18 protein-coding genes and 1 tRNA gene are annotated in these 19,123 nt (G+C 61.5%); 7 read left to right on the top strand and 12 right to left on the bottom strand.

Annotated features, from left to right (window positions below; all coding sequences use genetic code 11):
* Positions 1-107: 107 nt before the first annotated feature.
* Genes B0G73_RS35740 through fdnG form a run of 3 tightly spaced genes read right to left on the bottom strand, consistent with a single transcriptional unit; the run spans position 108 to position 4,761 of the window.
* Complete coding sequence (locus B0G73_RS35740) at positions 108-764, bottom strand: formate dehydrogenase subunit gamma (RefSeq protein WP_106285774.1); 657 nt, start codon at positions 762-764, stop codon at positions 108-110.
* Positions 751-1,683, bottom strand: a complete 933-nt coding sequence (fdxH, locus tag B0G73_RS35745) for a formate dehydrogenase subunit beta (RefSeq protein WP_106285775.1) — start codon at positions 1,681-1,683, stop codon at positions 751-753. The genes B0G73_RS35740 and fdxH overlap by 14 nt, the downstream gene beginning before the upstream one ends.
* Before the next feature lie 9 nt (positions 1,684-1,692).
* Complete coding sequence (gene fdnG / locus B0G73_RS35750) at positions 1,693-4,761, bottom strand: formate dehydrogenase-N subunit alpha (RefSeq protein ID WP_106285776.1); 3,069 nt, start codon at positions 4,759-4,761, stop codon at positions 1,693-1,695.
* Between the two features lie 193 nt (positions 4,762-4,954).
* Between fdnG and B0G73_RS35755 the strand changes: the two genes are divergently transcribed.
* The 5 genes from B0G73_RS35755 to B0G73_RS41600 all read left to right on the top strand — a co-directional run bounded on the left by B0G73_RS35755 (position 4,955) and on the right by B0G73_RS41600 (position 8,957).
* The gene (locus B0G73_RS35755; RefSeq protein WP_106285777.1) at positions 4,955-5,314 is read left to right on the top strand and encodes a beta-xylosidase; all 360 of its coding nucleotides are present in this window, start codon (positions 4,955-4,957) and stop codon (positions 5,312-5,314) included.
* Positions 5,315-5,515: 201 nt separating this feature from the next.
* Complete coding sequence (gene selD / locus B0G73_RS35760; RefSeq protein WP_106285778.1) at positions 5,516-6,580, top strand: selenide, water dikinase SelD; 1,065 nt, start codon at positions 5,516-5,518, stop codon at positions 6,578-6,580.
* Positions 6,581-6,671: 91 nt separating this feature from the next.
* On the top strand, positions 6,672-7,739 hold the full coding sequence (gene mnmH / locus B0G73_RS35765; protein ID WP_106285779.1) for a tRNA 2-selenouridine(34) synthase MnmH: 1,068 nt from the start codon (positions 6,672-6,674) through the stop codon (positions 7,737-7,739).
* A gap of 24 nt (positions 7,740-7,763) precedes the next feature.
* Entirely contained in the window at positions 7,764-8,819 is a 1,056-nt protein-coding gene (locus B0G73_RS35770) for a permease (protein ID WP_106285780.1), read from the top strand.
* Positions 8,820-8,822: 3 nt separating this feature from the next.
* Positions 8,823-8,957, top strand: coding sequence for a hypothetical protein (locus tag B0G73_RS41600; RefSeq protein ID WP_258194121.1), 135 nt, complete (start codon positions 8,823-8,825; stop codon positions 8,955-8,957).
* A 245-nt stretch (positions 8,958-9,202) separates the two neighbouring features.
* Here the strand turns inward: B0G73_RS41600 and B0G73_RS35775 are convergent.
* The 8 genes from B0G73_RS35775 to B0G73_RS35810 form a co-directional block, all read right to left on the bottom strand.
* A tRNA-Val gene (locus B0G73_RS35775) sits at positions 9,203-9,279 on the bottom strand.
* Positions 9,280-9,344: 65 nt separating this feature from the next.
* Positions 9,345-10,841 carry a M81 family metallopeptidase gene (locus B0G73_RS35780; protein WP_106285781.1) on the bottom strand — a complete coding sequence of 499 codons (1,497 nt, stop codon included), beginning with the start codon at positions 10,839-10,841 and terminating at the stop codon, positions 9,345-9,347.
* A complete protein-coding gene (locus B0G73_RS35785; RefSeq protein WP_106285782.1) occupies positions 10,838-12,118 on the bottom strand; it encodes a Zn-dependent hydrolase in 1,281 nt (426 codons plus the stop codon). The genes B0G73_RS35780 and B0G73_RS35785 overlap by 4 nt, the downstream gene beginning before the upstream one ends.
* A gap of 33 nt (positions 12,119-12,151) precedes the next feature.
* A complete protein-coding gene (locus tag B0G73_RS35790) occupies positions 12,152-12,853 on the bottom strand; it encodes an ABC transporter ATP-binding protein (protein ID WP_106285783.1) in 702 nt (233 codons plus the stop codon).
* Positions 12,850-13,617: an ABC transporter ATP-binding protein gene (locus B0G73_RS35795; protein ID WP_106285784.1), complete on the bottom strand. Its 768-nt coding sequence runs from the start codon at positions 13,615-13,617 to the stop codon at positions 12,850-12,852. Before B0G73_RS35795 ends, B0G73_RS35790 begins: the two co-directional genes overlap by 4 nt.
* Entirely contained in the window at positions 13,614-14,669 is a 1,056-nt protein-coding gene (locus B0G73_RS35800; RefSeq protein ID WP_106285785.1) for a branched-chain amino acid ABC transporter permease, read from the bottom strand. Before B0G73_RS35800 ends, B0G73_RS35795 begins: the two co-directional genes overlap by 4 nt.
* On the bottom strand, positions 14,666-15,526 hold the full coding sequence (locus B0G73_RS35805; protein WP_106285786.1) for a branched-chain amino acid ABC transporter permease: 861 nt from the start codon (positions 15,524-15,526) through the stop codon (positions 14,666-14,668). The genes B0G73_RS35800 and B0G73_RS35805 overlap by 4 nt, the downstream gene beginning before the upstream one ends.
* Positions 15,527-15,616: 90 nt before the next feature.
* A complete protein-coding gene (locus B0G73_RS35810) occupies positions 15,617-16,825 on the bottom strand; it encodes an ABC transporter substrate-binding protein (protein WP_106285787.1) in 1,209 nt (402 codons plus the stop codon).
* A 275-nt stretch (positions 16,826-17,100) separates the two neighbouring features.
* Here B0G73_RS35810 and B0G73_RS35815 point away from each other — a divergent pair, with 275 nt between their 5' ends.
* Both B0G73_RS35815 and B0G73_RS35820 read left to right on the top strand, forming a co-directional pair.
* Positions 17,101-17,949 (top strand): FadR/GntR family transcriptional regulator, encoded by an 849-nt coding sequence (locus tag B0G73_RS35815; RefSeq protein ID WP_106285788.1) that lies wholly within the window; start codon positions 17,101-17,103, stop codon positions 17,947-17,949.
* A 412-nt stretch (positions 17,950-18,361) separates the two neighbouring features.
* Entirely contained in the window at positions 18,362-18,826 is a 465-nt protein-coding gene (locus B0G73_RS35820) for a hypothetical protein (RefSeq protein ID WP_106285789.1), read from the top strand.
* A 114-nt stretch (positions 18,827-18,940) separates the two neighbouring features.
* On the opposite strand, the gene B0G73_RS40990 is transcribed toward B0G73_RS35820, so the two are convergent.
* Positions 18,941-19,123 (bottom strand): hypothetical protein (locus B0G73_RS40990; protein WP_219907318.1); only part of this gene is annotated, 183 nt, incomplete at its 5' end.

Raw genomic sequence — 19,123 nt, forward strand, 5'->3', positions numbered from 1 at the left:
ATCGACCTCTAAAAACTGAAGAGCCGCCGCCGTTCATTGAACGGGAGCGGCGGCTCGGGTGCAGCGCGCCGGCAGCCGCGCTGCCTCTACTGACTATGCATGGCCCACTATTTACGGATGACTTCCTTGAACCAGTTCGGATGATGCTTTCGCGCCCAGCCGTAGGTCACTGTGCCGCGCGTCATGGCGCCTATCGACCCCTTGATCCACAGCGCCGCATAAATATGCACGACAATGCCGACGATCAGCACGAACGCCGCCGCGGCATGCACGAGCGCCGCAAGGCGGATGATCTCGATTGGAAAGTAGATCGAGAAATAGCGCCGCCAGATCACGATACCGCTCGCCAGCAACAGCAGCAGGCAGATCACCATGGTGAAAAATACCAGCTTTTGACCGGCGTTGTACTTCCCGATCGCGGGGAGTTTTTCCTCGCGATTGTTGAGCACGTCGTCGATCTGCCTCATCCATTGAAGGTCGGCTTTGTCGAGATAATTGTGATGCCAGAAGCGCAACGCAAGAATCAGAAACGACAGGAACATCACGCAGCCGACGAACGGATGCAGAATCCGTGTCCATTGCCCGCCGCCGAAGATCGCGTAGAGCCATGACATGGCGGGATGAAACATGGCAAGACCGGACAGCGCCAAAAGAACGAACGTGATCGCAGTGATCCAGTGATTCGTGCGCTCATTCGGCGTGTAGCGCACGATCAGGCTGTTGCCTCTCACGTCCTTCAGATCGGTATGCTCAGGGTGCTTCATTGGGCGCCTCCCGCGAACGGCGTACTTCATCGGCTTCGTGCTGGGCTTCGGCTTCGTCGGCTTCCGACACTTCGTTCGGACCCACGCGCGTGTAGTGGAAGAACCCGGCTATGGCCGCGAACGCAATACCTGCGAGCGCCAGCGGCTTGGCGAGCCCTTTCCACAGCGCCACCATCACGCTGATCTTCGGATTCTGCGGCAACCCGTGATACAGCGTGGGCTTGTCGGCATGATGCAGCACGTACATCACATGCGTGCCGCCCACGCCGGCCGGATCGTACAAACCGGCATTCTGGAAGCCACGCTCCTTCAGATCTTCAATCCGGTCCGAGGCCTGCTGCTTCATGTCCTCCTTGGTGCCGAACATGATCGCGCCGGTCGGGCACGTCTTCACGCAAGCCGGTTCCTGGCCGACCGCCACGCGGTCCGAACACAGCGTGCACTTGTACGCGCGGTGGTCCTGCTTCGAAATGCGCGGTATGTTGAACGGGCAACCGGTAATGCAATAGCCGCAGCCAATGCAGTTTTCCTCATGGAAATCCACAATGCCGTTGGTGTACTGCACGATCGCGCCCGGCGACGGACAAGCCTTCAGGCAACCCGGATCCTCGCAATGCATGCAGCCGTCCTTGCGGATCAGCCACTCGAGATCGCCCTCGGTGTTCTCGTACTCCGAGAACCGCATGACGGTCCACGAATGCTCGCTCAGATCGCGTGGGTTGTCGTAAATGCCGGTTGTCGTGCCGATTTCATCGCGCAGATCGTTCCATTCCATGCAGGCGGTCTGACACGCCTTGCAGCCAATGCACTTCGACACGTCGATGAGCTTGGCGACCGTGCCCGTAACCGGCTCACGCACTTGTGGTTCAGGCAAGGTCGTGGCCGAGAGGCGTCTGATGTCCAGTGATTGCAGTGCCATCTCTTCTCCCTATGCCTTTTCGACCTTGACGAGGAACGATTTGAATTCCGGTGTTTGCGAATTCCCATCGCCCACGGAAGGCGTCAGCGTGTTGACGAGATAGCCCGGCTTCGCGAGCCCCTTGAAGCCCCAATGCAACGGCAATCCGACTGTCTGGACTTTCTTCCCTTCGATCATCAGCGGTTTGATCCGTTTGGTGACGAGCGCCACGGCGATGATATGCCCGCGATTGGACGATACCTTGATGCGATCGCCGGCCACCACGCCCACTTCTTTCGCCAGATCCTCGCCGATCTCCACGAACTGCTGCGGCTGCACGATCGCGTTCAGATGCGCGTGCTTGGTCCAGTAGTGGAAATGCTCCGTCAAACGATACGTGGTCGCCGTATGCGGGAAGTTCTCGTGCGTGCCGAACGCGGCGTGGTCAGCGGGGAACACGCGTGCCGCCGGACTGTTGACGGCCGCCTTGTTGTTCGGATGCAGGGGGTTGTAGCCAAGCGGCGTTTCAAACGGTTCGTAGTGCTCCGGGAACGGCCCTTCCACCAGACCATCGCGCGAGAAGAAACGCGCGACGCCTTCCGCGTTCATGATGAACGGATTGATGCCGTTTTCGGGCGGTTCGTCGGCCTTGAAGTCGGCAATGTCCGCTCCTGTCCACGCCTTGCCGTTCCAAGCAATCAGCTTGCGGGTCGGATCGAACGGCTTACCGCTGACGTCGCACGAAGCACGGTTGTACAGAATCCGCCGGTTCGCCGGCCAGGCCCACGCCCAGTTCAGCGTATTTCCGATACCGGTCGGGTCGGAGTTGTCGCGGCGGCCCATCTGGTTGCCCGCCTGGGTCCATGCGCCGCAGAAGATCCAGCAGCCGCTCGCGGTGCTGCCGTCGTCGCGCAACTGCGCGAAGCTCGACAACTGCTCGCCCTGTTTGGCGAGCACCTTGGTTTTGTCGGTCGTGTCGGTGACGTCGGTGAGCGCCTTGCCGTTGAACTCCATGGCGATCTCTTCGGGCGTCGGGCTTTCCGGGTCGGCATACGGCCAGCTCATCTTGAGAATCGGATCGGGACACTTGCCGCCGTCCTTCCGGTACGCCTCGCGAATGCGCAGCCATAGCCCCGACATGATCTCGAGGTCGCTCTTCGCTTCTCCGGGGCCGACCGCGCCCTGCCAGTGCCACTGCAGCACACGGCTGGAACTGACCAGCGAGCCGCGTTCTTCCGCGAAACAGGTGGTCGGCAAACGGAACACTTCGGTCTGGATCGCAGTCGGATCCACGTCGTTGAATTCGCCGAAATTTTTCCAGAACTCCGACGTTTCCGTAGCGAGCGGATCCATGACGACGAGCCACTTCAGTTTGGCCAGACCCGCCCCGATCTTCGCCTTATTCGGCGCCGCGGCAAGCGGGTTGAAGCCCTGCGCGATGTAGCCGTTCATCTTGCCTTGATTCATCAGCTCGAAGACCTGCAGCATGTCGTACGACTTATCGAGCTTGGGCAGATAGTCGAAACCGAAGTTGTTCTCGGCTGTCGCGTTGTCGCCCCACCATGACTTCATGAAACTGACATGGAACGCGCGATAGTTGCGCCAGTAGCTCAACTGATTCGGCCGCAGCGGCTGGCTCGCGCGTTTCGCGATGAAGGCGTCGAAGTCCTGCTCGGCTTCCAGCGGCAGCGTCATGTAACCCGGCAACAGGTTCGACATCAGACCGAGGTCGGTCAACCCCTGAATGTTCGAGTGACCGCGCAGCGCATTCATGCCGCCGCCCGCAATGCCGATATTGCCCAGCAGCAACTGCACCATCGCGCCGGTGCGGATGATCTGCGCGCCGATCGAGTGATGCGTCCAGCCGAGCGCGTACAGGATCGTGCCGGCGCGCCCCGGAACAGCCGTCGATGCGAGCATCTCGCACACCTTAAGGAATTTTTCCTTAGGCGTGCCGCACGTGCTCTCGACCTGTTCGGGCGTGTAGCGCGAGTAGTGCTTCTTCATCAACTGGTAGACGCAGCGCGGGTGCTGCAAGGTCGGATCGACTTTGGCAAAACCGTCGTCGCCGCGTTCGTAGTCCCACGAACTCTGGTCGTACTTGCGCTTGTCGGCGTCGTAGCCGGAATAGAGACCGTCGGTAAACGAGAAATCCTCACGGACGATGAACGGCATGTCCGTGTAGTTCTTCACATACTCGTGCTGGATTTTGTCGTTGGTGAGCAGATAGTTGATCACCCCGCCCAGGAACACGATGTCCGAGCCGGTTCGAATCTGCGCGTAATAGTCCGCAACCGACGCCGTGCGCGTAAAGCGCGGATCGACCACGATCAACCTCGCCTTGCGATGCGCCTTGGCTTCAGTGACCCATTTGAAACCGCACGGGTGCGCCTCGGCCGCATTGCCGCCCATCACCAGAATCACGTCCGCGTTCTTGATGTCGACCCAATGGTTCGTCATCGCTCCACGGCCAAACGTCGGGGCAAGACCTGCCACCGTCGGGCCATGTCAGACACGCGCCTGATTGTCGAATGCGAGCATGCCAAGACTGCGGACAGTCTTGTGCGTCAAATAACCTACTTCATTGCTGCCGGCCGATGCGGCGAGCACGCCGGTGGTCAGCCAGCGGTTGACCTTCTTGCCGTCCGCCGTTGTCTCGACAAAGTTGGCATCGCGATCTTCCTTCATCAATTTCGCAATGCGGTCGAGCGCGTCTTCCCATGAAATGCGTTTCCATTCATTCGAGCCGGGCGCGCGATACTCCGGATACTTCAGACGGCTTTCGCTATGAATGAAGTCGATCAGGCTCGCCCCTTTCGGGCACAGCGTGCCGCGATTGACCGGATGATCGGGATCGCCCTCGATATGGATGATGCTGGACTTTGCGTTCTTGGCATTGTCGCCGAGTCCGTACATCAGGATGCCGCAGCCTACCGAACAGTACGGGCAGGTATTGCGGGTTTCGGTTGTGCGCGACAACTTGTACTGACGAACCTCCGCTAACGCGGGCGCGGGTGAGAAGCCCATAAGGGCAAGGCTCGATCCGGCTAGCGTGGTGGCGGAGACCTTCAGAAATTGTCGCCGGGACATATGGGTCATCGAATGGCCTCGGCTCTTTATGGGGACACCAATATTGATTATAGAGAGCGGTATGAAATCCTGCAGCGAGGAGTTACGCCATCTACAGTGCAACTGAATATGAATTACCACAGCCGGTTTCATCAGTCGAGGCACTGTTATTGCTGACAGGAGGCAGACGCCTCCACGCTTACTCCTGACCTTTGGCACATATATGACCGCTCCGCTTTTGACATCTTCTGCCGCACGCACTATTTACGGCGCGGTGAAATGGCGCGCGTCGGTCGGCCTTGTGTCGCTTGCGCTGGGTGGTGCGATGCTCGTACTGAGTTCGCACGGCGTTGCCCAGATCACGCAAGGCAGCGGCTCGTCGCAGCAGGAGAGCCGCACTTCTTCGATGGGGTCGGCGCCGGATTCGTCCGCCTCGGCAGTTCATGAATCGCATAAGCCACAGACGAAAGATGGCGGCTCGGCGAACACGCGCGGCAAGACGGCCGGGCAGGGTCATAAGCCCCAAGGCGCGGGCGGCTTCGATAACGGGCTTTACGGCACCGGCGCAGGCAGCAACAAATAACGTGTGAGATGGCCGCATTTTTGCCGCCCGCTCTCCTGCGGCGGGCGCATGACGAGACCGCCGCGCATTTAGAGGTACCTTCAGAAGAATCGACGACGTGTTTCGCGCTCCGGCCGGATCGCTTCGACGACCGCCGTCCCTGCGCGTTGCCCGAACAACCATCATAATGTCGGTCATTCGTCGTCTGAAATGCCTGCCACAATGAACCATACTCCCAGCCACGCAAGCGCGTCGCCCCGTCTCACCAGTCTGTCGCACGGCGGCGGCTGCGGTTGCAAGATCGCGCCAGGCCTGCTTGCCGACCTGCTCAAGCGCAGCGCGCCGCTGCCGTTCTTTCCCGACCTGCTGGTCGGCAACGACACAGCCGACGACGCCGCCGTCTACAAACTCAACGACGAACAGGCGATCGTCGCGACCACCGATTTCTTCATGCCGATCGTCGACGATCCGTTCGACTTCGGCCGCATCGCCGCGACCAATGCGCTGTCCGACGTCTACGCCATGGGCGGCAAGCCGATCATGGCGCTGGCCATCGTCGGCATGCCGATCAACGTGTTGCCACACGACGTGATCGCCGCCGTGCTGAAGGGCGGCGAATCGGTATGCGCAGAAGCCGGCATCCCGCTCGCCGGCGGCCATTCGATCGATTCGGTCGAGCCGATCTACGGCCTCGTCGCCATCGGCGTGGTCGACCCGAAGCGCGTCAAACGCAACGCGGGCGCGCAAGCCGGTGATGTGCTGATCCTCGGCAAGCCGCTGGGCGTGGGTATTCTCTCGGCAGCCCTGAAGAAGGACCGCCTCGACGCCGCCGGCTACGCCGCCATGATCGGCGCGACGACCAAGCTCAACCGGCCGGGCGCGGACCTGTCCAAACTCGATGGCGTGCATGCGCTCACGGATATCACCGGTTTCGGGCTGCTCGGCCATACATTGGAACTGGCGCGCGGCTCAAACCTCACCGCTCGTGTGCGCTACGCGGACCTGCCGTGGTTGCCTGACGTGGTGAGCCTTGCGGAGGCCGGTATTTTTACGGGCGCTTCGGGGCGCAACTGGGACGCGTACGGTAAAAACATCGATTTGCGATCCTCATTTTCCGCGACCGCGCGCACGCTGCTCACCGATCCGCAAACCTCGGGCGGCCTGCTGGTCTCGTGCGCACCGCAAGCCGTCGACGAAGTGCTCGCCCTGTTCAGCGCCGATGGGTTCGGCGAAGCATGCGTGATCGGCGAAATGGTCAACGGAGAAGGACGCGTCGAGGTTATCTGAGCCGCGAGTGCCAGGCGGAACGACGCGGCCGTATGGACGACGCGTGCGATAATTGCACCCCGCCGCAGCCGACCCTTTGTGCCCCAACGCCTTGAAAAACCTACTCGTCAGCCTCGAACAAGCCGGTGATTTCGACGAAATCATCGATGTGCGCACGCCTCTCGAGTTTGCGGAAGACCATATTCCAGGCGCGCTCAACGCGCCCGTGCTGAGCAACGAGGAGCGCGTGCTGGTCGGCACGACTTACAAACAGGTATCACCGTTCGAAGCCACGCGGATCGGCGCGGCGCTGGTCGCGCGCAATATCGCGCACCATCTGGAGACCACGTTCGCCGACCGGCCGCGCAACTGGCGGCCGCTGGTCTATTGCTGGCGCGGCGGCAAGCGCTCGGGCTCGGTGACCACGCTGTTCAATATGATCGGCTGGCAGGCACGCCAACTCGAAGGCGGCTACAAAGCCTATCGGCGCGCCACGCTCGACACGCTCGTCACGTTGCCGAAAAAATTTTCCTACGTCGCGCTGGTTGGCCCGACGGGCAGCGGCAAGACGCGCCTGCTTGCGGCCCTGAACACCGCGGGCGCGCAGACGCTGGATCTTGAAGCGCTGGCGGCGCATCGCGGCTCGTTGCTCGGCGCCTGGGCCGGCGTGCCGCAGCCGTCGCAGAAGCGTTTCGATACGCTGCTCGTGAGCGCGCTGCGCACGTTCGACCCGGCACGGCCGGTGTTCGTGGAAGCGGAAAGCCGGCGCATCGGTTCTATCGCGCTGCCGCTCGCCCTGCTCGACGCGGTTCATCAGAGCCGCTGCGTGGACGTAATCTCGAGCCCCGAAGATCGCGCGGCCTTCCTGCTGCACGACTATGCTCATCTGTTCGACGATCCCGAATCACTCAAGGGACAGTTGCAACGAATGATCGGTTTACATAGCCGGGAACGTGTCACGGGTTGGCAGCAACTCGTCGACGACAACCGGCGCGCCGAACTCGCACGCGAGTTGATCGGGCGTCACTACGATCCGGCGTACGCGCGCAGCAGCCATCAGCATTTCGTCCAGTTGGCGCGTGCATTGCAATGGAATTTCCGGCCTAACGACGCCGATGTCATCGATCAGGCGAAAGCCCTGCTTGCAAAGCTCGACAGCAGCGCACTCGCTGTCACCTGATTAAAACCAACGTTCAAGACCCCTATGCAATCAACCCTTCGACAACCACGCGTCGCGCTAGGCTGGATCGTCTTTCTGCTGATCGCCGTGGTCGGCCTCTTTTACGTGAAGTGGTTTCCGTACTACAACCGCGCGTTCGTGGCGGCGAGCCAGCACTCGATCGGCAAGTCGATTCTGATGGGCACGTCGGCGAGCGCGCCGGCGGCGTCGTGGCAATCTGCCATTGACTACGCCCTCGCCTACGGCAAAGCGATCTGGCAGGCCATGGTGCTCGGGCTGCTGCTCGGTTCGGCGGTACAGGCGCTGATTCCGCCGCAATGGGTGGCGCGCGCGCTCGGCCGGACCGATTTCGGCAGCGTCGTGAAGGGTGGCCTGATGTCGTTGCCGGGCATGATGTGTACATGCTGCGCCGCGCCGGTAGTGGCGGGCTTGCGTGCGCGTCAGGCGGCGCCGGGCGCGGCGATCGCCTTCTGGCTCGGCAATACCGCCTTGAATCCGGCTACGCTGATCTTCATGGGCTTTGTGCTCGGCTGGCAGTGGATGGGCCTGCGCCTCGCCCTGGGCATCGTGATGGTGTTCGGCCTCGGATACCTGGTGAACCGTATGGTCACGCCAAAGGAAGCCGAAGCGTCGCGCGAAGCGATGGCGCAGCTGGTCGCCGTCGATGTGCCCGGCACCGCCTTCGCACGCTGGGTGAAAATCCTCGGCACGATGACGCTGCGGCTGGTTCCCGAATACGTCGTGCTGGTGCTGATTCTCGGCGCGGCGCGCACGTGGCTGTTTCCGCATGTCGGACCGGAGATCGACAACAGCCTGCTCTGGATCATTGCGCTGGCCATCGCCGGCACGCTGTTCGTGATTCCGACCGCGGGCGAATTGCCGATCATCCAGGCCATGCTCTCGTTCGGCATGGCGGCCGGGCCGGCTGGCGCCTTGCTGATGACGTTGCCGCTGATCAGCGTGCCGTCCATGGCGATGCTCGGACGTTCGTTTCCGCGGCGCGTGTTAACGTTCGTGGCGTTGGCCGTCGTGGTGTGCGGCGTGATCAGCGGATTGTTGGCGGTAGCTTTGGGGTTCTAAACCATGAAACGTATTGCGGCATTTGCCTTGACGTGCTGGTCGGCGGCCGGCCTGCTCTACTTCGGACAGCATTCGGTGGCGCTGATCGTGGTGAGCGGCGTTGTGACGCTGGCAGGGTACGATCTGCTGCGTCCGTGACCGCGCGCTGCGACTCGCCTACGCCGCCGGCGCCTCGCGAATCGCAGCCGGCCACAACGCGACCGCATGCGTGCCAGGATCCACGTGACCTGGCGCGCGCACGAGCGGTGCTACGTCTAACTCAAGGTAATTCGGAGAGGAGAAACCGGCGGGACAGAGCGGCACGCTGAGCAGTGCGCCGAGGTGATGCGAGAACCTGACAGTAGACGAAAGCGAAGCCGCTTTCGTCTACGTCACGGATGCGTTGGTAGGCTCGATTGGATTCGAACCAACGACCCCCACCATGTCAAGGTGGTGCTCTAACCAACTGAGCTACGAGCCTTTAGAGGCGCGAATTATAGAGAAGCCGCACGCTCAGCACAAGCCCCTGACGGCACTTCTGTCAGTTCAACTCGTCGATGGCCACTCGGTTTGCGTATCCAGCGGATAGAGCGGCCGCTTTAGCTGCTTGAAAGCGAACAGACCGTAATCCGAACTCGTCACGCCACGGCTATCGCATTCGACCAGCGCCGCCGCAATCGGCACGAACACCGGGCGGCAGTACATGCGCGACTTCAGCAACAGGAAACGCGCGCGACGCGGATCGATGCCGACACTCTCGAACACGCCGAGGTCCCACGGTTCGTGCGTGCGCTCGGTCATCACGAGCTTGACGGTGCCCGTGTCGAGGACCGCGGCGCGTCCCATGAAAGCGCGCTGCCCGGTGTAGGTCGGGCCGCTGATCACGTACTCGCCGTCGGTCAGCGCGCGCACCACGCCGGTCACGGCAAGCGGCGGACGCGGCTTGAGCGCGTCACTCGCGACCTTGTTGCCGATGGTCACGGTCACCGTACTGCCGACGCCCGCCGACATCAACGCGGCGACCGCCTGCGGATCGCACAATGGTCCACTCACGATGCCGTCGAGCTTCTGCTTCAAGGCTTCCTCGAGCAGATCCATCGTGTCGCAGGTGCCGCCCGACATGCAGTTGTCGCCGTGATCGAGCAGCAGCACGGGCTTGTCGGCGTCCGCTGCGAGCGCTGCGGCTTGCGCGACGGATTCAGCGAGCGGTGCGCTGCGATACACGAAGTCTTCGCGCTCGTTCCAGATCTGCCGCGCGATGCGCTCCGCGACCGCTTCGGCGTGAGCGCGCTCGCCGTTGCCCACCACCACGACGCTGATGCAGGGCGCCTCGATATCGGCAAGCGAGAAGCCAGACAGCACCGACACCGCGAGCATGCCGTCGGCCTCGGCCTCGGCCGCGCGCGCGGCGTCGACGGCGCGCTTCATCGCGCCTTCGGCCGTCGCGCTGCGCAGCGTATGCGTGAGCAGCGGCGGCTGGCGCCACGCGATCACAGGCTTCGCCTTGCCGTGAATCAGGTCGAACATCAGACGCGCCGCGTGCGCGCCGGTCTCGTACATATCGACGTGCGGATAGGTCTTGAAGCTGACGATCACGTCGGCGTTGTCGATCATCTTTTGCGTGACGTTGCCGTGCAAGTCGAGCGCGACGGCGATCGGCGCATCCGGCAGCAACACGCGCACGCGTTCGAGCAAGTCGCCTTCGCCATCGTTCGAATTCTCGGCGACCATCGCGCCGTGCAGATCGAGCATGACGGCGTCGCAACCCACGGCGGCCGACACGATCGCCTCGCAGATCGCGTCGTAAGCGGCGGCCTCGACCGGCCCGCTCGGATTCGCCGACGCCGACACGGGCGTCACGATGTCGGCATGCTCACGCTCGGCGGCGTCGATGAACGCGGCCATCGCCGTTTGCATGCCTTTGTTGTCGTTGAACGCGTCTTCGCCGTAGCTCGGTCCGTTACGGCCGAATGCCGCCAACGGCGTGGCCACCGGAGAAAACGTGTTGGTCTCGTGATTCATCCGCGCGATGAGGATCTTCATGCGTCCGCGCTCCCCGCGTTCTGCGCGGCGTTCAGCATGGCCTGCAACAGCACGTTGCAACCGGCTTCGAGATGATCCGCGCGCGCGTCTTCGATTTCGTTGTGGCTGATGCCGTCTTTGCAGGGCACGAAGATCATGGCTGCGGGCGCAACGCGCGCTAGATAGACGGCGTCGTGGCCGGCGCCGCTGATCACGTCCATCGACGAAAATCCGAGCGTGTCCGCGCCCTGCTTCACGGCGTCGACTAATTCGGCGGCGAACGGTTGCGGCGGAAAATACACGACTTGTTCGACGTCCACCGTGATACCGGTTTTCTCGCGCGCTACCGAGCATGCGGCGCGCAATGCGCTGTCCATTGCCGTGAGCGTGGCGTCGTCGGCGGCGCGCAAATCGACGGTGAGTGTTACGCGGCCTGGAATCACATTGCGTGAGTTGGGATGCACGTCGAGCCAGCCGACTGTGCCGCGACCGTGAGGCGCGTGGTCGAGCGCGATGCGGTTGACGGCATGAATCAGATCGGCCGCGACGAGCAGCGCGTCGCGACGCAATTCCATCGGCGTCGGGCCGGCATGCGCCTCCATGCCGTGCACCGTCACGTCATACCAACGTTGACCGAGCGCGCCCTGCACTATGCCGATTGTTTTGTCGTGTGCTTCCAGCACCGGACCTTGTTCGATATGCGCTTCAAAATAGGCGCCTACCGCATGTGGTTTAGTGATTTCGCCGGCATAGCCGATCTGAGACAGCGCGTCGCTTACCGTGATGCCTTCTCGATCGTGTTGTTCGAGCGCGTGCTCCAGAGTAAATGCACCGGCGAACACGCCGGAGCCCATCATCACCGGTACGAAGCGCGAACCTTCTTCATTGGTCCATACCGCGACTTCGAGCGGTGCCAGTGTCCGCACATTGGCATCATTCAGCGTGCGCAGCACTTCCAGTCCCGCGAGCACGCCGTAATTGCCGTCGAACTTGCCGCCTGTAGGTTGCGTGTCGATGTGGCTGCCGGTCATCACCGGTGGCAGGTCGTCACGCAAACCCGCGCGGCGCGCGAAGATGTTGCCGATTGCGTCCACCCTCACGCTGCAGCCGATCTCCTTCGTCCACGCGATAAAGAGGTCGCGTGCCTCGCGGTCCAACTCCGTGAGTGCGAGCCGGCACACACCGCCTTTCTCGGTGGCGCCGATCCGCGCGAGTTGCATGAGACTGTCCCAGAGCCGCGCGCCGTCGACTCGCAGATCTGCGAACGTCGCGACGGTTGTTGATTCACGAACTTGCATCGATGCTTCCTCGTAGTGAAGACTGAATGCGCGTCAGACCACGCCGACGCCGAGATAACGGTCCTTGATCGAGTCGTCCGCGGCAAACGACGCGTTGTCGCCCGCATAGACGATTACGCCCTGCTCGATGATGTAGTGGCGATCCGCGAGTTGCGTGCACACTTCGAGATTCTGCTCGACCAGCAGAATCGCCACGCCCGCCTCGCGGATCAGCTTGAGTTGCGCGACGATTTCTTCGACGATCACCGGCGCGAGGCCTTCGACGGGTTCATCGAGCATCAGCAAGCGCGGGTGATTCATGAGCGCGCGGCCGATCGCAAGCATCTGCTGTTCGCCGCCGGAGAGCTGCGCGCCTCCGTTCGTGCGCCGCTCTTTCAGGCGCGGAAAAATGCGGTAGATGTCGTCGAGTTGCCACGGCGAATCTTTGCGCGCGCCGAGCCGCAAGTTTTCTTCGACGGTAAGCAGACGAAAGATGCCGCGATGCTCGGGCACGAAGCAGACGCCACGTGACGCGATCCTGTGCGGCGGCATGCCGCTGACCTTGGCGCCGTTGAATGTGACCGTGCCGCGCTGCGGCGCGACGACGCCCGCAATCGCTTTCAGCGTGGTCGATTTGCCGGCGCCGTTGCGACCCAATAGCGTGACCGTTTCACCATCGTTGATCTGCAAGGATACGCCTTGCAGAATGTGGCTTTTGCCGTAGAAGCCGTGAATCTGCTGCACGTCGAGAATCATGCGCGGCCTCCGGTGATCATGTTGCCGAGATAGGCGCTGCGTACGCGCTCGTCGCCGCGGATGTCGTCGGGGCGGCCTTCCACCAGCACACGCCCTTGCTGCATGACGGTGATCGTGTCGGAAATGTCCATCACGATGCCCATGTTGTGTTCGATCAGCACAACCGTGTAATCGTCGCGCAGGCCGCGAATCAACTGCTTCATGTCGTCGAGGTCGTCGATACCCATGCCCGAGGTCGGCTCGTCGAGAAAGATCGCCTTGGGCCGCGCGGCGAGCGCCATGCCGACTTCGAGCCGCCGCTGCTGACCATGCGAAAGCGCGCCCGCCGGTACGTCGCTGAAACGCTGCAACGCGAGCCGCTCGAGCACGCTGTCGACGATGTCCGCATGCGTGAGCGCACCGTGCGGCGGCGTCCACGCATTCAACGCGCGCACTGCGTCGACACCTTGCGCGGCAAGCCGTAGATTTTCTCGAACGCTCAGATTGGCGAACAGGCTCGTTACCTGAAACGAGCGGGCGACGCCGCGCCGTACGCGTTTATGATCCGGCTCGCGCGTGACATCGTGACCGTCGAAAACGATCTTGCCTTCGGTAATAGGCAGCGTGCCGGTCAACACGTGAAAGAGCGTGGTTTTGCCAGCGCCGTTCGGTCCGATTACGGAATGCACCGTGCGCGGCATAATGTTCAAGGTGACGTCGGAGAGCGCTGTGAATTTGCCGTAGCGCTTCACCACGCCGCTCGCTTGCAGAATGGCTTCACTCATACGGACTCCTTGTCTGCGTCGTTGCCTGCATCAGCGGATGATCTACGGCGCAACGATTGCCAGATGCGTTCGCCCAATCCCCACAGACCGCGCTGCATGTACAGGCTGACTGCCATCAGCACGATGCCGAGCAGCAAGAGCCAGCGCGGCCACAACGTCGAGAGCCAGTCAGCGAACAGCACGTAGAACGCAGCGCCCAATACAGAAGCGAACAGATTGCCTGTGCCGCCTATCACCGTCATCACGAGGATCATTTCGCTCGTGTGATAGTCGATGTTGGAGAGCGGCGCGATGCCGGTCATCAGCGCGTGCAGCGCGCCCGCGAGACCCGTGACCGCGCCGGAGATCACGAACGCCATCAGCTTGAAGCGCTTGACGTCGTAACCGACCGCAGCCGCGCGTGCTTCGTTGTCGCGAATCGCGAGCAACGTACGGCCGAACACTGAGTGCGATACACGCATCAACAGCCAGAACACCACGAGGAACAATACCGCGACGAAGCCGTAGTATTGCCACGGCGAGGTCAACGGGACGATCGCTTTACCGAACAATCCCAACGCCGGGCGTGGGATGTCGAGCAAGCCGTTGTCGCCGCCGGTCAGGTCGGGCGTGGTGTAGGCGAGGAAGTAGAACAGTTGGCCGAATGCGAGCGTCAACATGACGAAGTACGTGCCGCGCTGGCGAATCGAAAACCAGCCGACCAGCGCTGCGGCCGCCGCGCCGATCACCGCCGACGCAAGCAAGGCCATGGGAACCGGCAGCCCTGTTTTGGTAAGGACCAATCCCGCGCAATAGCTGCCGAGCCCGAAGAAAATGCCTTGTCCGAACGAGAGCAACCCTGTGTGGCCGAGTAGTAGATTGCAGCCGAGGGCGGCGAGTGCGAATACCAGCACTTCGGTAGCGAGCGATCCGGAGCGTAACGTGAGCGGCAAAATGCACACGACCAGCAGCGCCAGCAACAGGAAGCGATAACGGTGCAATGAGTGCTTCAGGCCCGCTGGCGTCTTCGACGAAATAGTGCTCTGCACGATGGGTTTCGAGGTATCGATCATGCCGCCCTCCCGAGCAGACCGTTCGGTCGCAGCAATAGCACAGCGGCCATCGCGACGTAAATCATCAATCGCGCGCCTTCCGGCCATAAGGTGCTCATCACGCTTTGGACGATTCCCACCAGCAATCCACCCACCAGCGCACCCAGAAAATTACCCATTCCGCCAACCACCACCACGACGAATGCGACGCTGAGCGCTTCGATACCCATGAAAGGATCGACGCCGCGAATCGGCGCGGCAAGCACGCCCGCCAGCGCGGCCGTTGCGGCGCCGAGCGCGAACACGAGGCTGAAGACACGCAATACGTTGATGCCGAGCAGCGAGACCATCTCCGTCGATTCGCTGCCCGCACGCACCGCGCTGCCGAGCCGCGTACCTTCCAGTACCCACCACAAGAGCGCGGCCAGTATCGCCGTGAAGCCGATCACGAAGAGACGGTACTTGGGATACACGAAGCTGCCCCAGATCACCACGCCGTTCAGCACGTCGGGCACGGCCACGTTATCGCCGAGCGGTCCCCAGATCAGGATCGCGCATTCTTGCACGACGAGCGCGAGACCGACGGTCACGAGAATATGAAACTCATGCTGCTGCGCGTACACGTGCCGCAGAATCAGCTTCTCGACGACCCACGCAAGCGCGCCCACGACGACCGGTACGACTATAAGCGCGGTCCAGAAACTCATGGACCATTGCATCGCCTGATAGCAGAAGTACGCGCCGAGCAGATAGAACGCGCCGTGCGCGAAATTCACGAAGCGCAGCAAACCGAACACGATCGACAAACCGACCGCGAGCAGGAAATACAACATTCCCACTCCGATGCCGTTGACGATCTGCAGGAGATAAACGTTCATGGCGTCCGTCTAAAGGGTGGTGCAAAGAGAAGTCGCGATGCGGTATTGCGATATGCGCGCCGCGCCGCGCTTGCATGCGGCACTTGGGCGTCAGGCCATCTTGCAGCCGGTTTTGTCGAGCGGCAGGAACGATTGGCCGGAGCTCACGATATCCGCGTAGTCGTCGGCGTTCTTCATCTTGTTCTTCGCCTTGCCCTTCAACAGATAATAGTTCTTCAGCACCTGATGGTCGCCTTTGCGGACTTCTTCCGGGCCGGTCAAACCGTCGTACTTCATGCCTTCGAGTGCGGCGACCACTTTCTTCGGGTCGACGTTACCTGCTTTCACGATGCCGTCGAGCAGGATCTTCGTGCAGATATACGAGCCTGCGAGGCTGTAGTTGGGATTGGCCTTGAACGCGGCATTCGCGCGTTTGACGAGATCGCGATTCAACGGCGAATCAATGTCGTGCCAATACTGCGCGCCGAAATAGACGCCTTCGCACAGGTCCGCGCCGAGCGATTCGAATTGCTCGAGTCCGGACGCCCAGGCCATCAGAATCGTGCAATTGTTCTTCATGCCGAAGCTCACGGCCTGGCGCAATGTATCGGACGACTGCGAGCCGAAGTTCAGAATCAGCAGCACATCAGGCTTTGCCGCCACTGCGTTCGTCAGATAGCCGCTGAATTCCTTCTCATTGAGCGAGTGATAGCTGTTGCCCACGTGTTCGATGCCCTTCTCTTTGAAGACCGTCTTCGCGGCCGAGAGCAAACCGTCGCCGAACACGTATTGCGGCGTGATCGTGTACCAGCGTTTGGCTTTGGGCATCATCTGGATCAGCGGACGCACCGTCTGCTCGATCGCGCCGTAGGTCGGCACCGACCAGCGGAATGTGGCGTCGTTGCAGTCCTTGCCGGTGATCTCGTCCGCGCCCGCCGTCGTGATGAAAATGCCGCCCGCCTTCTGCACTTCCTTGCCCATTGCCAATGCTTCGGAGGACAGAATACCGCCGGCAAAGAAGCGCGCATTCTTCTGTTGCGCGATTTCCTGAACCCGACGCACGGCGGTTGCGGGCTTGCCTTCCGTGTCGAGCACCGTGTATGCGAGCGGTTGACCCAGCACTTTGCCGTACTGCTCGATAGCGAGCTTCATGCCGAGGTCGGCGTATTTGCCGTTCGCCGCGAATGGACCCGACATCGGCACCGGACAGGCGAACTGCAACGTTCCGGCCTGCGCGAACGCGCTTCGCGCGACCAGCGAGCCCAACGTGCCCGGAACGGCCGACAACGCGGCCAGCTTCAACATATTTCGGCGATTCAAAATGACGCTCCTTAGGAAAGAGACACGCACTGACCGACTACGAAACTGCACACGCTGCGCGAACGACTACTCGAGCTTGCTGGCCGCCGTGAAGTTTTCCACTGCATCGGCTTTGTTCTATTTATCATGATAAATAGGTTGGACTTGATCGTAGGTACAATAAATTCGGGTGTCAATAAGGCAAAATTCCTGGCGGCGTCGGAGCAGTCTTTCAGGTAGCGACGGCGCCGGGGAATCGATCGAAGATCGTGCAGGACAAACTGGGAGCATCGAATATGGCCATGGACCGCGCCAAGGCTGGCGCCGCGATTGAGATCAAGCAGCAGAAACGCGGCGATCTGGTCGCCGAGGAAATCAAGCGGCTCATCACCGAGAAAGACCTGAAGCCAGGCGACCGGCTGCCGCGCGAGGTGGAATTGCAGCAGCTCTTTTCGGTGAGCAAGAGCACGATCCGCGAGGCGTTGAAATCGCTCGAGGTGCAAGGTCTCATCAAAGTGACCACCGGCCCGAGCGGCGGCGGTATGGTGGTGGAGGTGCCGCTCGATCGCACGCTGCAACTGCTGCAAAACTACCTGTTCTTCAAGGACGTTTCGATCGACGACATCTACACCGTGCGCAAACTGCTTGAGCCCGAACTCGCGGCGGGGGCCGTGCCTCATCTGACGGAGCAGGACTTCGAAGCGCTCGACGCGAGCATTGCGTGTTGTGATCAACCGGCTTCGTCACACGGCGGGAAGGATATCGTGCGGCAACGTCAGGAAGATGTGAATTTCCACGACATCCTCGCGGCGGCGAATCCGAATCCGTTCCTGCGTTTCAGTTGCGAGTTGATCAATGAAATGATCCGGCAGCTCATCGAGTTTCGTAACGATACGCCGCAAGCTGAGCATGAGCGTTTCGGTCAGGCCAACGTCAAGATTCACAAGGCGATTACGAAGGCGGCGCGTGAGCGTGATGTGGAGAAAGTGCGAGAGTTGATGGTGATCCACATGACCGAGGCCCCGCGCTATGTGAAGCGGATGAAGGGGAAGTTGCGTGGACGTTTGATCCTGGATTCGGAGATTCGTCGGCGAGTGCGGGCGCGAAGTGTGGCGCCGGTTTCGGAGGAGGGTGACGGCGAGTGAGGCGGAGGCTTTGATGCGGCCGGGGTGGGTTGCGGTCTCGTTGCGACGCCGGGTGGGAATGCGGCCTCGCGGATAGAGGTCATTTTCTCTCATGAAGGGACGCAAATGGTCCGTTGCGTCTGGCATATAGCCGAGGTTTCGACGCGGTCGCCGATCGGCATCGCGCGGAGCGAAGTTCGAGGTCCGAGGTTCTGGTGGGAGAAATGCCTCTCGCAGGAAGGAAGATTGAAAGGCATCGCGCCCTTAGGCCTGAAAGACGTATGCGCCGGACTCCACGCAGGAGTGGTGACGAAGGCCGCCAGACAGCCTTCCAAGCGTTCCGGCGATGGCGTGCACGACTGCACAACGAGGGCTCAATCTTTTACGATCCGCGCCGTTATTGCATCTGCACAGGCATAAACATTGGACCTTCATGGCACAACCTATTCCGTTATCTCGCCACACTGGCGCTGCGCGTGCGCGGCATGCCAAGGCCATGCTATTGCCGATTCCCCGGCAAACCGCCGACGACCTCGCGCTGCGGGTCCATCTGGCCCTCGACGCTTTGCGTCGTGGCGCCGGCAGCATGAGCGACGCACAAACGCTCACGCAAATCATGCTGTTGACGGGTTTTCTGGCGGAATCGGGTTTCGGTTCGGTGACCGGTGAGCAGCTAGGAGCGGCGGAACGTGCGGTGTCGGCAGTGTTCGACACTGGTCGTGAGGCCGGCAAGTGGGAATTGGACGATACGGGCTTCGCGCTTTTTGCGACGATCGCTACGAATTACGACCGACAGTTGCGTAGCGCACCCCTCTGGGCGATCACCGATGCGAGTGAACGACTTGATCGATTCACCGCCGGTGTACCGCATCAGATCCCAGTGCGTAAGCGGGCTTAGCCGGATCGCACGATGTGGGGCGGCGAGGGAAACCTCGTCGACGGTTTCTCGCAATTGACGGATCGTGCGGCGTGAAGGTGTGGATGCCGGACGGGCGTATCTGGAACTGACGGGCTACGCGGATGCGCGGCGGATGGGGCGGGAGTGAAGGCGGTTATACGGCGGGGTTATACGGTGGGTTTTTTCCGTGTACGGCAGCATGGTAAACGCAGAAACCCCACCTTTGCGGGGTGGGGTTTCTGTTTGCTGCTGGGGAGCCTGACGATTACCTACTTTCACACGGGTAATCCGCACTAT

This window comes from Paraburkholderia sp. BL25I1N1 (assembly GCF_003002025.1).
Lineage (GTDB): Bacteria > Pseudomonadota > Gammaproteobacteria > Burkholderiales > Burkholderiaceae > Paraburkholderia.

What these genes read in the sequence shown, in the direction of transcription:
- B0G73_RS35740 (WP_106285774.1), bottom strand. Translation starts at nt 764, where the DNA reads ATGAAGCACCCTGAGCATACCGATCTGAAGGACGTGAGAGGCAACAGC.
- fdxH (WP_106285775.1), bottom strand. Translation starts at nt 1,683, where the DNA reads ATGGCACTGCAATCACTGGACATCAGACGCCTCTCGGCCACGACCTTG.
- B0G73_RS35755 (WP_106285777.1), top strand. Translation starts at nt 4,955, where the DNA reads ATGACCGCTCCGCTTTTGACATCTTCTGCCGCACGCACTATTTACGGC.
- selD (WP_106285778.1), top strand. Translation starts at nt 5,516, where the DNA reads ATGAACCATACTCCCAGCCACGCAAGCGCGTCGCCCCGTCTCACCAGT.
- B0G73_RS35770 (WP_106285780.1), top strand. Translation starts at nt 7,764, where the DNA reads ATGCAATCAACCCTTCGACAACCACGCGTCGCGCTAGGCTGGATCGTC.
- B0G73_RS41600 (WP_258194121.1), top strand. Translation starts at nt 8,823, where the DNA reads ATGAAACGTATTGCGGCATTTGCCTTGACGTGCTGGTCGGCGGCCGGC.
- B0G73_RS35780 (WP_106285781.1), bottom strand. Translation starts at nt 10,841, where the DNA reads ATGAAGATCCTCATCGCGCGGATGAATCACGAGACCAACACGTTTTCT.
- B0G73_RS35785 (WP_106285782.1), bottom strand. Translation starts at nt 12,118, where the DNA reads ATGCAAGTTCGTGAATCAACAACCGTCGCGACGTTCGCAGATCTGCGA.
- B0G73_RS35790 (WP_106285783.1), bottom strand. Translation starts at nt 12,853, where the DNA reads ATGATTCTCGACGTGCAGCAGATTCACGGCTTCTACGGCAAAAGCCAC.
- B0G73_RS35795 (WP_106285784.1), bottom strand. Translation starts at nt 13,617, where the DNA reads ATGAGTGAAGCCATTCTGCAAGCGAGCGGCGTGGTGAAGCGCTACGGC.
- B0G73_RS35800 (WP_106285785.1), bottom strand. Translation starts at nt 14,669, where the DNA reads ATGATCGATACCTCGAAACCCATCGTGCAGAGCACTATTTCGTCGAAG.
- B0G73_RS35805 (WP_106285786.1), bottom strand. Translation starts at nt 15,526, where the DNA reads ATGAACGTTTATCTCCTGCAGATCGTCAACGGCATCGGAGTGGGAATG.
- B0G73_RS35815 (WP_106285788.1), top strand. Translation starts at nt 17,101, where the DNA reads ATGGCCATGGACCGCGCCAAGGCTGGCGCCGCGATTGAGATCAAGCAG.
- B0G73_RS35820 (WP_106285789.1), top strand. Translation starts at nt 18,362, where the DNA reads ATGGCACAACCTATTCCGTTATCTCGCCACACTGGCGCTGCGCGTGCG.